The organism is Streptomyces sp. NPDC101776 (genome assembly GCF_044766845.1).
GTDB lineage: Bacteria > Actinomycetota > Actinomycetes > Streptomycetales > Streptomycetaceae > Streptomyces.
On the sequence record NZ_JBIWMV010000021.1, the window covers coordinates 130,170 to 147,163 of the forward strand.

General features: G+C 70.7%; 15 protein-coding genes. 6 read left to right on the top strand and 9 right to left on the bottom strand.

The genetic code is table 11. The features are described 5' to 3' along the window. The first annotated feature begins 68 nt into the window (after window positions 1-68). Window positions 69-806 carry a SigE family RNA polymerase sigma factor gene (locus ACIRRY_RS42100; protein WP_393761828.1) on the top strand — a complete coding sequence of 246 codons (738 nt, stop codon included), beginning with the start codon at window positions 69-71 and terminating at the stop codon, window positions 804-806. A gap of 188 nt (window positions 807-994) precedes the next feature. Here ACIRRY_RS42100 and ACIRRY_RS42105 read toward each other — a convergent pair whose 3' ends face one another. Then, on the bottom strand, window positions 995-1,642 hold the full coding sequence (locus ACIRRY_RS42105) for a uridine kinase (protein ID WP_403983966.1): 648 nt from the start codon (window positions 1,640-1,642) through the stop codon (window positions 995-997). A 127-nt stretch (window positions 1,643-1,769) separates the two neighbouring features. Between ACIRRY_RS42105 and ACIRRY_RS42110 the strand changes: the two genes are divergently transcribed. Then, window positions 1,770-2,174, top strand: a complete 405-nt coding sequence (locus ACIRRY_RS42110; RefSeq protein WP_403983968.1) for a hypothetical protein — start codon at window positions 1,770-1,772, stop codon at window positions 2,172-2,174. A gap of 108 nt (window positions 2,175-2,282) precedes the next feature. Here the strand turns inward: ACIRRY_RS42110 and ACIRRY_RS42115 are convergent, their stop codons facing one another. From ACIRRY_RS42115 to deoC, 3 genes are read right to left on the bottom strand one after another with little or no spacing between them, the layout of a single operon-like run. Continuing rightward, window positions 2,283-3,176, bottom strand: coding sequence for an aldehyde dehydrogenase family protein (locus ACIRRY_RS42115; RefSeq protein ID WP_403983970.1), 894 nt, complete (start codon window positions 3,174-3,176; stop codon window positions 2,283-2,285). After that, window positions 3,169-4,641, bottom strand: coding sequence for an aldehyde dehydrogenase family protein (locus ACIRRY_RS42120; protein WP_403983972.1), 1,473 nt, complete (start codon window positions 4,639-4,641; stop codon window positions 3,169-3,171). Before ACIRRY_RS42120 ends, ACIRRY_RS42115 begins: the two co-directional genes overlap by 8 nt. Before the next feature lie 6 nt (window positions 4,642-4,647). Then, entirely contained in the window at window positions 4,648-5,604 is a 957-nt protein-coding gene (deoC, locus tag ACIRRY_RS42125) for a deoxyribose-phosphate aldolase (protein WP_403983974.1), read from the bottom strand. Between the two features lie 210 nt (window positions 5,605-5,814). Here deoC and ACIRRY_RS42130 point away from each other — a divergent pair, with 210 nt between their 5' ends. Then, a complete protein-coding gene (locus tag ACIRRY_RS42130; RefSeq protein WP_403983976.1) occupies window positions 5,815-6,489 on the top strand; it encodes a PH domain-containing protein in 675 nt (224 codons plus the stop codon). Between the two features lie 62 nt (window positions 6,490-6,551). Next, complete coding sequence (locus tag ACIRRY_RS42135) at window positions 6,552-8,231, top strand: hypothetical protein (protein WP_403983978.1); 1,680 nt, start codon at window positions 6,552-6,554, stop codon at window positions 8,229-8,231. Between the two features lie 129 nt (window positions 8,232-8,360). Here the strand turns inward: ACIRRY_RS42135 and ACIRRY_RS42140 are convergent, their stop codons facing one another. From ACIRRY_RS42140 to ACIRRY_RS42150, 3 genes are all read right to left on the bottom strand, one after another. After that, on the bottom strand, window positions 8,361-10,013 hold the full coding sequence (locus ACIRRY_RS42140) for a phospho-sugar mutase (protein ID WP_403984088.1): 1,653 nt from the start codon (window positions 10,011-10,013) through the stop codon (window positions 8,361-8,363). A gap of 74 nt (window positions 10,014-10,087) precedes the next feature. After that, on the bottom strand, window positions 10,088-10,912 hold the full coding sequence (locus tag ACIRRY_RS42145) for a purine-nucleoside phosphorylase (protein ID WP_403983980.1): 825 nt from the start codon (window positions 10,910-10,912) through the stop codon (window positions 10,088-10,090). A 139-nt stretch (window positions 10,913-11,051) separates the two neighbouring features. After that, window positions 11,052-11,489 (bottom strand): gamma-glutamylcyclotransferase, encoded by a 438-nt coding sequence (locus ACIRRY_RS42150; RefSeq protein WP_200689797.1) that lies wholly within the window; start codon window positions 11,487-11,489, stop codon window positions 11,052-11,054. A gap of 141 nt (window positions 11,490-11,630) precedes the next feature. On the opposite strand from ACIRRY_RS42150, the gene ACIRRY_RS42155 reads away from it, so the two are divergent. Both ACIRRY_RS42155 and ACIRRY_RS42160 read left to right on the top strand, forming a co-directional pair. Next, window positions 11,631-13,079, top strand: a complete 1,449-nt coding sequence (locus tag ACIRRY_RS42155) for an NAD(P)H-quinone dehydrogenase (RefSeq protein WP_403983982.1) — start codon at window positions 11,631-11,633, stop codon at window positions 13,077-13,079. A 165-nt stretch (window positions 13,080-13,244) separates the two neighbouring features. Beyond that, window positions 13,245-14,213, top strand: coding sequence for a DeoR/GlpR family DNA-binding transcription regulator (locus tag ACIRRY_RS42160; protein WP_403983984.1), 969 nt, complete (start codon window positions 13,245-13,247; stop codon window positions 14,211-14,213). 172 nt (window positions 14,214-14,385) lie between these two features. On the opposite strand, the gene ACIRRY_RS42165 is transcribed toward ACIRRY_RS42160, so the two are convergent. Together ACIRRY_RS42165 and ACIRRY_RS42170 are read right to left on the bottom strand one after the other, a co-directional pair. Beyond that, the gene (locus tag ACIRRY_RS42165; RefSeq protein WP_403984090.1) at window positions 14,386-14,961 is read right to left on the bottom strand and encodes a TetR/AcrR family transcriptional regulator; all 576 of its coding nucleotides are present in this window, start codon (window positions 14,959-14,961) and stop codon (window positions 14,386-14,388) included. Between the two features lie 111 nt (window positions 14,962-15,072). Continuing rightward, the gene (locus ACIRRY_RS42170) at window positions 15,073-16,845 is read right to left on the bottom strand and encodes an acetyl/propionyl/methylcrotonyl-CoA carboxylase subunit alpha (RefSeq protein WP_403983986.1); all 1,773 of its coding nucleotides are present in this window, start codon (window positions 16,843-16,845) and stop codon (window positions 15,073-15,075) included. Window positions 16,846-16,994: the final 149 nt, after the last annotated feature.

A 16,994-nucleotide genomic window follows, 5' to 3' on the forward strand; every position in this document is an offset into this window, starting at 1 on the left:
GCAAGGAACCACGAGGAACCGAGCCGGAAGATCCGAACACCGGGCAAGTCCACTACGGGGGGCGCGAGATGAACACGCTGCACAGCACCAGCAACAACGCAGTCATCACGCGTCTGCACGACGTGACCCGGGGTTCAGAGAAGTCCGGTGCCGTGAGCGGGCGGGGGTGCGTTCGCGGTGCCGGGCGTCAGCACACCGGTTACATGACGGTGGTTGACGCACACACGGGGGAAGCGCACGGGGGAAGCGCGTACAGGGAGGACACGGGGGAGCGTCGCTCGCTGTCGGAGGCGGAGTTCACCGCCTACGTCCAGGAGCGCCGCGCCTCCCTGTACGCCACCGCGTACCACCTGACCGGCGACCGCTTCGAGGCCGAGGACCTGCTGCAGAGCGCGCTGTTCTCGACGTACAAGGCGTGGGACCGGATCAGCGACAAGGCGGCGGTCGGGGGCTACCTCCGCCGCACCATGACGAACCTGCACATCAGCGCGTGGCGCCGCCGCAAGCTGAACGAGTACCCGACCGAGGAACTGCCGGAGACGCCCGGCGACACGGACGCGATGCGCGGCACCGAACTGCGCGCGGTCCTGTGGCAGGCGCTGTCCCGGCTGCCCGAACTCCAGCGCACCATGCTGGTCCTCCGTTACTACGAGGGCCGCACGGACCCGGAGATCGCGGAGATCCTCGACATCAGTGTCGGCACGGTGAAGTCCAGCATCTGGCGGTCGCTCCGCCGTATGCGCGAGGACGAGGTCCTCAGCTTCGGCCGTGACGAGGAGGACGCCTTCGGGGAGCTGGTCGCCTGAGGGTTCGGGGGGAAAGTAGGTAACACGGGGGATGGTCCGGGGGGACCGCGGGGGATCGGTACCGGGGGGTGCCGACGGGGTCAGAGGGACCATGGGGGGAACAGCACGGGGGAAGCACCACGGGGGAACGGGAGAGCGGGACTGGAGGGCCGGGGGGTCCGTCCAGTCCCGCTTTTTCGTGCCTGCCGTCAGGTGGTGGGCGTGGGTGCGGGAGTCGCCGCCGGGCGCCTGCCCACCGCCGCCGCGGCCAGCCGGCCCAGCGCCTCGTCCTTGTCGCAGGCGTACGCGCCGAGGGTCGTCTGCCGGGCCACGATCGAGCGCTCCAGCCGCATCAGCCGCCAGCCGCGCCGCAACAGGAACGGCACGGACTTACGGCCCTCCCGGAGATCCCGCAGGAAACGGCGCCGGAACGTCCGCACCGGACCCCGGCTCAGGCACAGCGCGTCCGCGAGGACACCGAGCTCCTGGCAGCGGGTGATGACCTCGGCGGCGAAGATGCCCTCCGCTATGAACAGCGGGGTCCGGCCCACGTCGACCGCCTCCGTGCCCGTACGGGCGCTGAGCGAGATGTCGTAGACCGGCACGTCCGTACGGCCCGTGCGGCACAGTTCGACGATCGCGGTGACCGCGACCTCCGCGTCCCAGGACTCGGGGTGGTCCCAGTCGATGTCCGAACTCCCCGCCACCAGTGGCAGCGTCGGGTCGTCGCCCTCTTTGTAGAAGTCGTCGAGCCGCAGCACGGGCAGACCGGACCGGGCGGAGACGAGGGACTTGCCGGAACCCGAGGGACCGCACAGCAGCACGACACGGGCCGGTGACGGCGAAAGGATGCTCACGGGACACCAGTTTGACGTATTCCGTACGTCCTGCCGACCCCGCGGGTCGGCATTGGAACGCGCATCACACGTCAACTACCCTTCGTGCTGACCTGATTACCCTGCGCACCAGAAGGTGGCACCAGCAATGGCACGACACACGTCCCCCCAGCATCCGACCGCCCAGCGCGCCCTGGTCGCCCTCGCGACCGCCGGAGTCGCCCTGGGCGCGGGCGCGGCGACGGCCGCCGCGGACACCGCGCCGGTCGTCGACGTGATGCGGACGCGGCCGACCACGCTCGGCAAGGTCGATCCCGCGGCGGGGCTCGGCGCTTTGACCGGCACGGTCGGCTATGTGACTGGTCCTGTTGCCGGTCTCAAGCCGAATCCGCTGGCGGGTACGGGAGTTGACCCGCTCGACAATGGGGTTGCGACCCAGCTCGCGGACTTTCAACCGTTGGCCTCGCGGGCGTTGACGGGTCCGGTGGCGGAGGCGCAGTCGATCGGGAGCATGCCGGTGGTCGGGCAGGTGACGGGTCTGTTGGGGGGCTGAGCGATTGCGGGGGAGGGGCGGGGGACTCCGGTCTCGTTGCCGGGTGCTGGTCCGTTGTGGCTGGTCGCGCAGTTCCCCGCGCCCCTGAAGGCTCGGCCTTCGGCCTGCCTAGTACGAGGAGCCGCCTGCTCCCAGCGAACCCGTCGGGTGCCAGACCGTCTTCGTTTCCAAGAAGGCTGTCAGGCGGTCGGTGCCGGGAGTCTCCGCGTAATCCACAGGCTGTGGACGGAGGACTCGCTTGAGGTTGTCGGCCGCCGCGATCTCCAGTTCCTTCGCCAGTACGTCGTCGTCCGCGCCCGCGAGGTCGATCGCGTTGACGTCCTGGTGGGCGGCGAGGGGGGCCGCGATCTCCGCCGTCCTGCCGGAGAGGATGTTGACGACACCGCCGGGCAGGTCGGAGGTGGCCAGGACCTCGCCCAACGACAGTGCGGGGAGCGGGGAGTTCTCGCTCGCGATGACGACGGCCGTGTTGCCGGTCGCGATCACCGGGGCGACCACCGAGATCAGCCCGAGGAACGACGACTTCTGGGGGGCCAGGACGGTGACCACTCCCGTCGGCTCGGGGGAGGAGAGGTTGAAGTACGGGCCCGCCACCGGGTTCGCGCCGCCGACCACCTGGGCGATCTTGTCGGTCCAGCCCGCGTACCAGACCCAGCGGTCGATCGCCGCGTCGACTACGGCGGCGGCCTTCGACTTCGACAGGCCCTCCGCGTCGGCCACTTCGCGGACGAACTGGTCCTTGCGGCCCTCCAGCATCTCGGCGATGCGGTAGAGGATCTGGCCCCGGTTGTAGGCCGTGGCGCCGGACCAGCCGCCGAACGCCTTGCGGGCCGCCACGACCGCGTCACGGGCGTCCTTGCGGGAGGACTGCGGCGCGTTCGCGAGCCACTTGCCCTTTGAGTCGGTCACCTCGTACACCCGGCCGCTCTCGCTACGGGGGAACTTGCCCCCGACGTACAGCTTGTAGGTCTTGAAGACGCTCAGACGGTTCTGCTCAGACATCGAGGTACGCCTCCAGGCCGTGGCGACCGCCCTCGCGGCCGAAGCCCGACTCCTTGTAGCCGCCGAACGGCGAGGTCGGGTCGAACTTGTTGAACGTGTTGGACCAGATGACGCCCGCGCGCAGCTTGCTCGCGACGGCGAGGATGCGGGAACCCTTCTCCGTCCAGATGCCGGCGGAGAGGCCGTACTGGCTGTTGTTGGCCTTCGCCACCGCCTCCTCGGGCGTGCGGAAGGTCAGCACCGACAGCACCGGGCCGAAGATCTCGTCGCGGGCGATGGTGTGCGCCTGGGTGACGTTCGTGAAGAGCGTCGGGGCGAACCAGTAGCCGGAGGACGGGAGTTCACACTCCGGGGACCAGCGCTCGGCGCCCTCCGCCTCGCCCTGCTCGACGAGCGTGGTGATCCGGGAGAGCTGCTCGGCGGAGTTGATCGCGCCGATGTCGGTGTTCTTGTCGAGCGGGTCGCCGAGGCGGAGGGTGGAGAGCCTGCGCTTCAGCGAGTCCATCAACTCGTCCTGGATCGACTCCTGTACGAGAAGTCGGCTGCCCGCGCAGCACACTTGGCCCTGGTTGAAGAAGATGCCGGTGACGATGCCCTCGACGGCCTGGTCGATGGGGGCGTCGTCGAAGACGATGTTCGCGCCCTTGCCGCCGAGTTCGAGGGTGACCTTCTTGGTCGTGCCGGCCACCTGGCGCGCGATCGCCTTGCCGACGGCCGTGGAGCCGGTGAACGCGACCTTGTCGACGTCCGGGTGCGCGACGAGCGCGGCGCCCGAATCGCCGTATCCCGGAAGGATGTTGACGACACCCTTGGGGAGGCCGGCCTGGCGGCAGATGTCCGCGAAGAAGAGCGCCGAGAGAGGGGTCGTCTCGGCGGGCTTCAGTACGACCGTGTTGCCGGTCGCGAGGGCCGGGGCGATCTTCCAGGCCAGCATCAGGAGGGGGAAGTTCCAGGGGATGACCTGGCCCGCGACACCGAGGGGCTGGGGGTTCGACCCGAAGCCGGCGTGGTCCAGCTTGTCGGCCCAGCCCGCGTAGTAGAAGAAGTGCGCGGCGACCAGGGGGAGGTCGGCGTCCCTCGTCTCCTTGATGGGCTTGCCGTTGTCCAGGGTTTCCAGGACGGCCAGTTCGCGGCTGCGCTCCTGGATGATCCGGGCGATGCGGAACAGGTACTTCGCGCGCTCGGAGCCGGGCAGTGCCGACCACTTCTCGAAGGCCCTGCGGGCGGCCTTCACCGCGCGGTCGACGTCCGCCTCGCCCGCCTGGGCGATCTCGGAGAGGACCTCTTCGGTGGAGGGGGAGACGGTCTTGAAGACCTTGCCCTCGGCCGCCTCGGTGAACTCGCCGTCGATGAACAGGCCGTAGGAGGGCGCGATGTCGACGACCGAGCGGGACTCGGGCGCCGGTGCGTACTCAAAGGCGGATACGGATGCGGATGCAGATGTGGATGCAGATGTGGATGCCATGTGGGATCAGTCCACCGTCACGTAGTCGGGGCCGGAGTAGCGGCCGGTGGCCAGCTTCTGACGCTGCATCAGCAGGTCGTTCAGGAGCGAGGACGCGCCGAAGCGGAACCAGTGGTTGTCCAGCCAGTCCTCGCCCGCCGTCTCGTTGACGATGACCAGGAACTTGATCGCGTCCTTGGAGGTACGGATACCGCCCGCGGGCTTCACCCCGACCTGGATGCCGGTCTGCGCGCGGAAGTCACGCACCGCCTCCAGCATCAACAGGGTGTTCGCGGGCGTCGCGTTGACGGCGACCTTGCCCGTCGACGTCTTGATGAAGTCCGCGCCGGCCAGCATGCCGAGCCAGCTCGCGCGGCGGATGTTGTCGTACGTCGACAGCTCGCCGGTCTCGAAGATGACCTTGAGGCGAGCCGCTCCGGACGCCTCCTTCACGGCGACGATCTCGTCGTAGACCTTCATGTAGTGGCCCGCGAGGAACGCCCCGCGGTCGATGACCATGTCGATCTCGTCGGCGCCCGCGGCGACCGCGTCGCGCACGTCGGCCAGCTTCACGGCGAGCGCGGCACGGCCTGCCGGGAAGGCGGTGGCGACGGAGGCGACCTTCACGGAGGAACCGGCGACGGCCTCCTTCGCGGAGGCCACCATGTCGGGATAGACACAGACGGCCGCGGTCGAGGGACTCGTCCGGTCGGTCGGGTCGGGGCGGACCGCCTTGGCGCCGAGCGCCCGGACCTTGCCCGGGGTGTCCGCGCCTTCCAGCGTCGTCAGGTCGACCATCGAGATGGCGAGGTCGATGGCGTACGCCTTCGCGGTGGTCTTGATGGAACGGGTCCCGAGCGAGGCGGCGCGCGCCTCCAGGCCGACCGCGTCGACGCCGGGCAGCCCGTGGAGGAAACGGCGCAGCGTACTGTCCGACGCCGTTACCTCGCCGAGTGCGTATGCAGCAGGTGCAGTGGTGGGCATGGTCACCACCCGAGCATATCTACGCGCGTAGCGGCTGTATAGCCCGGGGCTCATCTTGGAGCACCGGTGAGCGACACCCACCGGGGCGCGAGGCTGTATCTATATGCGGCTCCGCCGCGTGGGCGCGACCAGCCCCACAGGGAACCGGCACTCGCAGACGAAGAGGTCCCCCACGGCGAGTAGGCGCACCTCTGAGGCAGAATCGGCACCATGACGACCCCGCAAGCCGAGCCCAAAGACCGCGACCGCACCTATCGATCGTCCGCGGGCATCGTCGGCGGTGTGCTCCTCCTGGCCATCGTCGGCTGGCTCGGTATCGACGCCCTGTTCACCGGCCACGGCCGCTCCCCGTGGCTCGCCCTCGCCGGCCTGATCCTCGCCGTCCCGCTGATCGTCGCGTTCACCCTGCGCCCGGCGGTGTACGCCGGCCCGGACCGCCTCCGGATCCGCAACCCGTTCAGGATCGTCGTCCTGCCCTGGGCCGAGGTCGCCACCCTGCGCTCCGGCTACTCGAACGAGGTCCTCACGAACACGGGCGCCAAGTTCCAGCTGTGGGCGGTCCCGGTCTCGCTGCGCGCCCGCAAGAAGGCCGCGCGGCGCGAGGCACGGGCCATGACGGAGGCGACCGGCGACCGGCGCGGTAGCAGGCCGGGGCTGCTCGGCTCCGGCGGCGGCCGGATGGGCACGTTCGGCGGCGGTGCCGTACAGGGTGGGCCCACGCGCGCGGAGTCCGACCAGATCATGACCGATCTGCGCGAGCTGCTGGAGAGCCGGGGGCAGCACGAGTCGGCGCAGGGCGAGGTCACCGTGCGCTGGGCGTACGAGGTGATCGCGCCGGCGCTCGCGGGTGCCGTAGTGCTGGCGATCCTGCTGGCGACGGGCTGACCGCACCGCACCGCGCCGCCCGCACCCACACCTCTTCTCCACCCACACACCTCTGGGATGTCATGACCACGAACGTCCAGGAGCCCCCACCGCTGCCCGTTTCCGCGATACCCGACGGATGCGTGGCCTGGAGCGGGGAGCACGCGCGCGTGTGGGCCGACGCGGCGGTGCCGTGGTGGGTGCCGGTCCGGCCCCGGCGATGGTCCCTCGAACTGGCCCTCTGGTGTGCCCTGTTGGTCGTCCCCGCTGTGCTGACGACAACAGATCTGCCCCCGGAGCTGATCGCGCTGCTGCCGCTCCAGGTCGTGTGGTGGCTGTGGCGCCCGGAGCTCGTACGACTCTCCGCCCCTGTCCTGGTCGTGCTGGTGGCGGTCCGCTGGACCGAGCTGTCGTGGCCGGTCCGGGTGTGCGCCGCCCTGCTGGTCCTGGCCTCCGTGACGGCCACTGAACTACGGGCACGCGCGCGTACCCGCCAGCGGCGGAGCGTCCTGGCGGCGGCCGACGGGGTCACCGCCCCGCTGCCGGACGCCGACGGTCCGGTACGGCGCGGCGGGCTGTTCCTCCGGTTCGGGGCCGTGGTGGCCGTACCCGGTGTCGTCCTGCTCGCCACCTCGGGTCTGTGGGCGGACCACCGCCGGGAGGCGGTCGCGATCGGCCTGTTCCTGGCCGGGCTGGCCCTCACCCTGCTCCTCTCCGGAGCCCTCGGCCGCCACCGCGCGACCGCCCTGCGCAAGGCACCCGCGCCCGTCCTGCGCGTTCTCGTCGGCAAGGACGACCACGAGGACGCCGTGGTCTACGCGACGGACGACACGACGGCGCTACGGCCCCTGTTCACGGTCGCGATGAGGTCGACAGCCGAGGACGAGGGCGACGACAAAGACAAGGGCGACGACAAAGACAAGGACGACGCCCTGGACGCGGCGGAGCTGGAGGAACTCCTCGACGCGGCGTCCGCGACCGGCGAGCGCACCCCCCTGCGCGAGGCCGTCCTCTACGGCACCCCCGCCGACGGCGCCGAGATCCTGCTGGTCGGCGCGCCGGAGGAGCCCGGCGAGCCGCCGGTGACGGAGTGGTCGACCGGGCCCGTACGACCGCTGGCGGGAGGCGCCGCGCGGCGCCGGACCGCCCGGGAGGCGCGGGCGGAGGCCCGGGCCGCGCGGAACAAGGCGCGGGACGAGGAGCTGGCCGCGACCGTGCGGGCGGGGACCACCGTGGTGCCGGTACGGCGCTGGCGGGCGGGGCCGGTGGACTGGCTGGCGGGCTTCCTGACGGTGCTGTGGTGCACGGGGTATTTCCTGCTGGGCATCGACAACAGCCTCTGGTTCCGAGGCCTGCTGCTCCTCTTCGGCCTGATGTGTGCCGTCCGTGTCCCCGTGAAACTGCGCTGGCGCATCACCGCCGACCGCACCGGCGTCTGGCTGAACCGGCTGCGCGCCCCGCGTCATATCCCCTGGGACGATCTCCGCGCGGCCCGCCGGGACTCCTTCGAACTCCGGCTGCGCGTGGGCGACGGTGACAACTGGGCGGTGGCCGCGCCCCGTTGGCCCTGGCTGCAACGCAGGCGCGGACTGATCCACCCCTACGACGCCCTCGCCGCCGAACTCTCCGCGATGATCGCCGACCCCGCCCTGCGCCCCACCGGCGAGAGCGAGGAGAAGGAGCGCGGGCGCCCGCTGTTGCCGTTCGCCGCGGTCCTCGGTATCGCCTGGATCGCTCTGCTCGTCACCCGGTGGCTGTCCTGACCGTGGTTGCGCGGCGGTGCCAAGGTCACGACGGCGGCCCGCCGGGGAGCATACGGAAGTCCAACTCCCGTTGAATCAGGGCGTATTCAGGCGAGAGTTGCAGATGCCGACCGCTCAGATACCAACCGCTCAGATACCGGCCGCCGCCGACAGGTCCCGCTTGATCGTCGCGAGGGTCTCGGCGGCCCGGGCGCGGGCCGCCGGGAGGTCGGCGTGCGCGGCGACCGGGACCACGACCTCCAGATAGCACTTCAGTTTGGGCTCGGTGCCGCTGGGCCGGACGATGACCCGGGCACCGTCGAGCGTGTAGCGCAGTCCGTCCGTGGGCGGGAGGGTCTCGGTCCCCTCGGTGAGATCCTCGGCCTTGGTAACAGCCAGTCCCGCGAGGTGAGTCGGTGGCCGCTCGCGCAACCGCCGCATGGCGTCGGCGATGACGGACAGCTCCTCGACCCGCACCGACAGCTGATCGGTGGCGTGCAGACCGTGCTCCACGGCGAGATCGTCGAGGAGGTCGAGCAGATCGCGCCCCTCCGCCTTCAGCTCGGACGCCAGCTCGGTGATGAGGAGGGCGGCGGTGATGCCGTCCTTGTCCCGCACACCGTCGGGGTCGACGCAGTAGCCGAGGGCCTCCTCATAGCCGTAGCGAAGCCCCTCCACCCGGGCGATCCACTTGAAGCCGGTGAGGGTCTCCTCGTAGGGCAGGCCCGCCTTCTCGGCGATACGGCCGAGGAGGGACGAGGAGACGATCGACTCGGCGAAGGTGCCCCGGGCGCCGCGCCGCACGAGGTGCGCGGCGAGCAGCGAGCCGACCTCGTCGCCGCGCAGCATGCGCCAACCACCGTTCTGCGTACGGTCTTTCACGGCCGCGGCGCAGCGGTCGGCGTCCGGGTCGTTGGCGATGATCAGGTCCGGGTCCGTGGCGCGTGCCCGGGCGAAGGCGAGGTCCATCGCGCCGGGCTCCTCCGGGTTGGGGAACGCGACGGTCGGGAAGTCCGGGTCGGGCTCCGCCTGTTCGGCGACGAGCACGGGTTCGGGGAACCCGGCGCGGGCGAACGCGGCCAGCAGCACGTCCTTGCCGACGCCGTGCATCGCCGTGTAGACGGTGCGGGCGGTGCGGGGGGAGCCGGGGGAGAGGACGGCGTCCGTGCGGGCGAGGTAGGCGTCCAGGACGGCGTCGTCGAGGGTCTCCCACCCGTCCTCCGGGCGGGGCACGTCGTGCAGGGAGTCGATCGCGTCGATCTCGGCGGCGATCTCCGCGTCGGCCGGGGGCACGATCTGGGAGCCGTCGCCGAGGTAGACCTTGTAGCCGTTGTCCCGGGGCGGGTTGTGGCTGGCGGTGACCTCCACGCCGGCGATCGCGCCCAAGTGCCGTATGGCGAAGGAGAGTACGGGGGTGGGAAGGGGGCGGGGCAGCACGGCGGCCCTGAGCCCCGCGCCCACCATCACGGCGGCGGTGTCGCGGGCGAAGTCGGCGGACTTGTGCCGGGCGTCGTAGCCGATGACGACGACTCCGTCGGCCGCGCCGTTCTTCTTGAGATACGCGGCGAGTCCGGCGGCGGCCCGGATGACGACCGCGCGGTTCATCCGCATGGGCCCGGCGCCGAGTTCGCCCCGCAGGCCGGCGGTGCCGAACTGGAGCGTCCCGCGGAATCGGTCGGTGAGCTCGGCGACGTCCCCGGCTTCGATGAGCTTCCCCAGCTCCTCACGGGTGTCCGCGTCGGGGTCCTCGGCGAGCCAGGTCCTGGCCCGCGCGATGAGATCGTCGTCGTGCACGTCGGGGATACCTCTCGTGGGGTAAGCGGGTGGGTGGGAAACTTCCGGGGGTTCCAGGGGGCGGGAGCCCCTGGGCACGGCGCCTACAGCCGGCCGAGCACCTGGGACAGCAGCGACCCCATCTGCGTGGCGGAATCCCGGCCCGCCTGAAGAACCTCCTCGTGGTTCAGCGGCTCACCCGTCATCCCCGCGGCAAGGTTCGTCACCAGCGAGATACCCAGCACCTCCGCACCCGCCTCACGCGCGGCGATCGCTTCCAGCACCGTGGACATCCCCACCAGGTCCGCCCCGATCACCCGGGCCATCCGAATCTCCGCCGGAGTCTCATAGTGCGGCCCGGGGAACTGCGCGTACACACCCTCCTCCAACGCCGGGTCGATCTCCTTGCACAGGGCGCGCAGCCGAGGCGAGTACAGATCGGTCAGGTCCACGAAATTCGCGCCGACGATCGGGGACGTGGCCGTGAGGTTGATGTGGTCGCTGATCAGCACAGGCTGCCCGGGCCGCATGCCCTCGCGGAGCCCCCCGCAGCCATTGGTCAGCACGATGGTCTTGCAGCCCGCGGCGACGGCCGTACGAACTCCGTGCGCGACGGCGGCGACACCCCGCCCCTCGTAGTAGTGGGTACGGCCGAGAAAGACCAGCGCCCGCTTGTCACCGATGCCGTACGAGCGGATCCGCCCGCCGTGGCCCTCGACGGCCGGCGGCGGGAAGCCGGGCAGCTCGGTGACGGGGAAGTCGGCCGCGGGGACGCCGAGGGCGTCGACGGCCGGTCCCCAGCCGGAGCCCATCACAAGGGCGACGTCGTGGGTCTCGGCGCCCGTCAGTTCGCGCAGGCGCGTGGCGGCGGCGTCAGCGGCGGCATGGGGGTCGCCCTGGATGTCGTCCGGAAGAAGAGATGCGTTCACGCCGCTGAGCGTAGCCGGTCCGGGCCTACGCGCGTAGATGACAGAGCGCACGGGATGGCGATCGTTGTCTTGTCGTTTCCAACGAGACCTGTGACGGGCGTTATGTGTGGGAAACCCTCAGCCCAAGCCGGCTGAACCCTCAGCAGGGCCGTTTCCGCAGCTCCATCACATAGTCGTGCGGCGCGCCCGCGGACTCCGCTGCATCCGCCAGCTCCCCGAGATAACGAGCGGACGGCAGTCCCCCCTCGTACCCGTTCAGGACGTACACCCAAGCGGGTTCCTCGCCCTCCAGGGTGTGCACCCGGACCCGCATGCGCCGGTAGACGTCGAGGCCGACGCCCTCCCACCGGTCCATGGACTCCTCGTCGGGCGGCGCGATCTCGTACAGCGCGATGAAGACCTGGGAGCGCGGCGCCTCCACGATCGTCGCGAGCGCACCCTCCCAGCCCATGTGCTCGCCGCCGAAGGTCAGCCGCCACCCGTTCAGCCAGCCCGTGGCGCGCAACGGCGAGTGCGGGGCGCGGCGGGTCATCAGCCGCGCGTCGAGATTGCCGGCGTACGCGGCGTAGAGCGACATGCTTCGAGAGTACGGCAGCGAACCCACCCGCCACTCCCGTAACCGGGGGTACCGGAACCCACCGCCGGCAGCACCCCCGAGGCCCTCGCCGACGGCACCCCCGTCGCCCCCGGGCGGAAGCACCTTGAAGCGTGCGAGACAATGGGGTACGTGACTCGGATCGTGATCATCGGTGGCGGACCCGGCGGCTATGAAGCGGCGCTGGTGGCAGCGCAGCTCGGCGCGGAGGTGACCGTCGTCGACTGCGACGGTCTGGGCGGGGCGTCGGTGCTGACCGACTGCGTGCCGTCGAAGACCCTTATCGCGACGGCCGAGGTGATGACCACCTTCGACTCGTCGTACGAGGAACTCGGCATCATCGTCGCCGACGACACCCCACCCCTGGAGCAGGCCGCCAGGGTCGTGGGCGTGGACCTCGGCAAGGTGAACCGGCGGGTGAAGCGCCTCGCGCTCGCCCAGTCGCACGACATCACCGCGTCCGTGACCCGGGCCGGCGCCCGTGTCATGCGCGGCCGGGGCCGGCTCGACGGCATGCAGGGGATCGACGGTTCCCGCAAGGTCATCGTCAAGGCGGCCGACGGCACAGAGGAGACCCTCGTCGCGGACGCGGTGCTCATCGCGACCGGCGGCCACCCCCGCGAGCTGGACGACGCCCGCCCCGACGGCGAGCGCATCCTGAACTGGACCCAGGTCTACGACCTCACCGAACTCCCCGAAGAGCTGATCGTGGTCGGTTCCGGTGTCACCGGCGCCGAGTTCGCCGGCGCCTACCAGGCCCTCGGCTCCAAGGTCACCCTCGTCTCCTCCCGCGACCGCGTCCTGCCCGGCGAGGACCCGGACGCCGCCGCCGTACTCGAAGACGTCTTCCGGCGCCGCGGCATGAACGTCATGGCCCGCTCCCGCGCCCAGTCCGCCAAGCGCGTCGGCGACAAGGTCGAGGTCGTCCTCGCCGACGGCCGCGTCATCACCGGCTCGCACTGCCTGATGGCCGTCGGCGCCATCCCGAACTCCGCGGGCATGGGCCTGGAGGAGGCCGGCGTCCGGCTGCGCGACTCGGGCCACATCTGGACCGACAAGGTCTCGCGTACGACCGCTCCGGGCGTGTACGCGGCCGGTGACGTCACCGGCGTCTTCGCGCTCGCCTCGGTGGCCGCGATGCAGGGCCGGATCGCGATGTACCACTTCCTGGGCGACGCGGTGGCCCCGCTCAACCTGAAGACGGTCTCCTCGAACGTCTTCACCGACCCCGAGATCGCGACCGTCGGCTACAGCCAGGCCGACGTGGACGCGGGCAAGATCGACGCACGCGTGGTGAAGCTCCCCCTCCTCCGCAACCCGCGCGCGAAGATGCAGGGCATCCGGGACGGCTTCGTCAAGATCTTCTGCCGCCCCGGCACCGGCATCATCGTCGGCGGTGTGGTCGTGGCGCCCCGCGCCTCGGAACTGATCCACCCCATCTCGATCGCCGTCGACAACAACCTGACGGTCGAACAGATCGCGAACGCCTTCACCGTCTACCCGTCTCTTTCCGGCTCGATCGCCGAAGTCGCCCGGCAACTGCACACGCGGAAGGCGACGGGCGAAGTCTGACGCCGAAGTGGACTCCCCGCTGGTCACGGGGAGTTGGCGACCATTCGTACGGCATAGGCGGCGAGACTAGGCTCTATACCACTTCCCGTCCTGCTGTACGAACAACTTCCGTTATTCGGCGCAAACACCTGAAAGCAGACGGTCGTTGGGGTTACTGTCAGTTTCGTGTTCGCTGCAGAACGTCGCCAATTGATCCTCGAAATGGTGCGAGCGAATGGGGCTGTATCGCTCCGTGAGCTCGCCCGCGTCGTCCAGACCTCCGAAGTGACCGTACGGCGGGACGTGCGCGCACTGGAGGCAGAAGGACTCCTCGACCGCCGGCATGGCGGTGCGGTATTGCCGGGCGGGTTCACGCGGGAGTCCGGCTTTCCGCAGAAATCTCATCTCGCGACCGCCGAGAAGACGGCCATCGCCGATCTCGCCGCCAGCTTCGTCGAAGAGGGCGAGGCCATCGTGGTGGGGGCGGGAACCACGACCCAGGAGCTGGCCCGCCGGCTCGCCCGGGTACCCGGACTGACGGTCGTCACCAACTCCCTGTTGGTGGCCCAGGCGTTGGCCCATGCCAACCGCGTGGAGGTCGTGATGACCGGGGGCACCCTGCGCGGTTCCAACTACGCGCTGGTGGGCAGCGGGGCCGAGCAGTCCCTCCAGGGTCTGCGCGTCTCCCGGGCCTTCCTCTCCGGAAGCGGGCTCACCGCCGAGCGTGGCCTGTCCACGTCCAACATGCTCTCGGCGTCCGTCGACCGGGCCCTGGTCCAGGCGGCCGCCGAGGTCGTCGTCCTCGCCGACCACACCAAGCTCGGCACGGACACCATGTTCCAGACCGTGCCCACGGACGTGATCACCCGCCTCGTCACCGACGAGCCCCCGGGCCACGACGACCGCGCGGCCACGGAGTTGCAGGCGCTGGCCGACCAGGGGGTGCAGATCGCCGTGGCCGGCGGCGCATCGGGAAACCAGGGGGGTGAACAGGCCCCGCCTCGGGACCAACGCCGCCGGGACGTGCCCCTGCCGGCCCCGCGACGGGGTCAAGTGCCGGGTGGGGGGCCGGGGTTGAGGGCGGCGGGTGTCCTGGGCGGGGAGTCTCCTGAGCGGGAGCGTGCGGCGAGGGTGGCGGATTTGCGCAGGCGTTGATCGGGGGTTCGGTTTTCGAGTGCAGGCCGGTGAGGGCTGGTCGCGCCCACGCGGCGGAGCCGCATATCGATACAACCCCGCGCCCCTTAAACGCAGGTCGGCTGAAACGGCCCGTCTTTTTGGGGGCGCGGGGAACTGCGCGACCAGCCACGACGGCGCGGCAGACGAAGTACTACGGCTTCAACCCGCGCAACGTCAACGTCAGCAACCGATCCGCCAGTTCAGGGTCCCCCGGGTTCCCCTCCGCCGCGAGGGCAATCGCATGGGTCAGCTGAAGCAGGTCGCCGATCTCGACATCACCCCGCACATCACCGGCGGCCTGCGCTCGGCAGAGCAACGTACCCCCCGCCTCCTGGATGGGACTGCTGCACCGGGCCAGCGCAGACGTCTCGTCCTGGCCCGCCGCCATCAGCGCCCGGGCCAGCCCCCGGTACTCACCCGCGTGCGCCACCATCTCGCGCAACCAGCTCACCAGTGCCACACACGGCTGCGGCGCGGACTGCAACTCCCGTGAGCGCGCGAGGAGTTCACCCACCGCGTCCTCGAAGACCGCGCTCATCAGGGCCTGCCGGTTCGGGAAGTGGCGATACAACGTGCCGATCCCGACCCCCGCCCGCCGCGCCACGTCCTCCAGGGACGTGTCCGTACCGTGCGCCGCGAAGCACACCCGGGCCTCGGTAACCAGCCGCTCGTAGTTGCGCCGGGCGTCGGCACGCAGCCCCGCCGGCGGCCCGCCCGCGCTGGCCATGGGTCCCACCCGCCCTCCTCGGCGCGCTACGGCATTGTCCCGTCACATTACAGAGGTGCCCGGCGGACAGGCTGTCCCTGTCGGCCGGGCACCTCTGGACGTGCGGTCGGATCAGTCCTTGATCTCGCAGATCGCCGCGCCCGACGTGACGGACGCACCGACCTCCGCGCCGAGGCCCTTGACCGTCCCCGACTTGTGCGCGTTCAGGGGCTGTTCCATCTTCATCGCCTCGAGTACGACGATGAGGTCGCCCTCCTTGACCTCCTGGCCCTCCTCGACCGCGACCTTGACGATCGTGCCCTGCATCGGCGAGGCGAGGGTGTCGCCGGAGGCGACGGGGCCGGACTTCTTGGCCGCGCGGCGCTTCGGCTTGGCGCCCGCCGCGAGGCCCGTGCGGGCCAGCGACATGCCGAGCGAGACCGGGAGGGAGACCTCCAGGCGCTTGCCGCCGACCTCGACGACAATCGTCTCGCGGTCCGCGTCCTCGTCCGCCTCGGCGTCCGTGGGGGCCGCGAAGGGCTTGATCTCGTTGACGAACTCGGTCTCGATCCAGCGGGTGTGGACCGTGAACGGGTCCGCCGAGCCGGTGAGTTCGGGGGCGAACGCCGGGTCCCTCACCACCGCGCGGTGGAACGGGATCGCGGTCGCCATGCCCTCGACCTGGAACTCGTCGAGCGCCCGCGCCGCACGCTGGAGTGCCTGCTCGCGGGTCGCGCCGGTGACGATCAGCTTGGCCAGGAGCGAGTCCCAGGCCGGACCGATGACGCTGCCCGACTCGACACCGGCGTCCAGCCGGACACCCGGGCCCGACGGCGCCGCGAACGTGGTGACGGTGCCGGGCGCGGGCAGGAAGCCGCGGCCCGGGTCCTCGCCGTTGATGCGGAACTCGAAGGAGTGGCCGCGCAGTTCGGGGTCGCCGTAGCCGAGTTCCTCGCCGTCGGCGATGCGGAACATCTCGCGGACGAGGTCGATGCCGGCGACCTCCTCGGTGACCGGGTGCTCCACCTGGAGGCGGGTGTTGACCTCCAGGAAGGAGATCGTGCCGTCCTGGCCGACGAGGAACTCGACGGTCCCGGCGCCGACATAGCCGGCCTCCTTGAGGATCGCCTTCGAGGAGGCGTACAGCTCGGCGACCTGGGCGTCGGAGAGGAACGGCGCGGGCGCCTCCTCGACGAGCTTCTGGTGCCGGCGCTGGAGGGAGCAGTCACGCGTGGACACGACGACCACGTTGCCGTGGGAGTCGGCCAGGCACTGCGTCTCCACGTGCCGCGGCTTGTCGAGATACCGCTCGACGAAGCACTCGCCGCGACCGAAGGCGGCGACCGCCTCGCGCACCGCGGAGTCGTACAGCTCGGGAACCTCTTCGAGCGTGCGGGCCACCTTCAGACCGCGACCGCCGCCACCGAAGGCGGCCTTGATCGCGATGGGCAGCCCGTGCTGCTCGGCGAACGCCACGACCTCGTCCGAGCCCGACACCGGGTCCGGCGTACCGGCCACCAGCGGGGCACCGGCGCGCTGGGCGATGTGTCGGGCGGCGACCTTGTCACCGAGGTCCCGGATCGCCTGCGGCGGCGGCCCGATCCAGATCAGGTCCGCGTCGAGCACCGCCTGGGCGAACTCGGCGTTCTCCGACAGGAATCCGTAGCCGGGGTGGATGGCGTCGGCACCGGACTCGCGGGCCGCGGCCAGGACCTTGCCGATGTCCAGGTAGCTGCTCGCCGGTGTGTCACCGCCCAGGGCGAACGCCTCATCCGCGGCGCGGACATGCAGAGCGTCCCGGTCCGGGTCGGCGTATACGGCCACGCTCGCGATCCCGGCGTCCCGGCAGGCCCGGGCTACACGGACAGCGATTTCGCCACGATTGGCGATGAGCACCTTGCGCACGATTGAGGCTCCCTCCTTGAAACAAGCCGAGTTTAGGGACTGCCGACACGGCGCATCGACCCGTCCCCAATGGTGAGCTTGCCCACACGGAGCGTGATTCGAGGCTCGCTCGACCCGCGAAATCCCTTGTCGCACCTAGGTACGCAGGA

Bases quoted from the DNA above. Each gene is read 5' to 3' on its own strand.
- ACIRRY_RS42100 (WP_393761828.1), top strand. From the start codon at position 69: ATGAACACGCTGCACAGCACCAGCAACAACGCAGTCATCACGCGTCTG.
- ACIRRY_RS42110 (WP_403983968.1), top strand. From the start codon at position 1,770: ATGGCACGACACACGTCCCCCCAGCATCCGACCGCCCAGCGCGCCCTG.
- ACIRRY_RS42115 (WP_403983970.1), bottom strand. From the start codon at position 3,176: ATGTCTGAGCAGAACCGTCTGAGCGTCTTCAAGACCTACAAGCTGTAC.
- ACIRRY_RS42120 (WP_403983972.1), bottom strand. From the start codon at position 4,641: ATGGCATCCACATCTGCATCCACATCTGCATCCGCATCCGTATCCGCC.
- deoC (WP_403983974.1), bottom strand. From the start codon at position 5,604: ATGCCCACCACTGCACCTGCTGCATACGCACTCGGCGAGGTAACGGCG.
- ACIRRY_RS42130 (WP_403983976.1), top strand. From the start codon at position 5,815: ATGACGACCCCGCAAGCCGAGCCCAAAGACCGCGACCGCACCTATCGA.
- ACIRRY_RS42135 (WP_403983978.1), top strand. From the start codon at position 6,552: ATGACCACGAACGTCCAGGAGCCCCCACCGCTGCCCGTTTCCGCGATA.
- ACIRRY_RS42150 (WP_200689797.1), bottom strand. From the start codon at position 11,489: ATGTCGCTCTACGCCGCGTACGCCGGCAATCTCGACGCGCGGCTGATG.
- ACIRRY_RS42155 (WP_403983982.1), top strand. From the start codon at position 11,631: ATGGGGTACGTGACTCGGATCGTGATCATCGGTGGCGGACCCGGCGGC.
- ACIRRY_RS42165 (WP_403984090.1), bottom strand. From the start codon at position 14,961: ATGGCCAGCGCGGGCGGGCCGCCGGCGGGGCTGCGTGCCGACGCCCGG.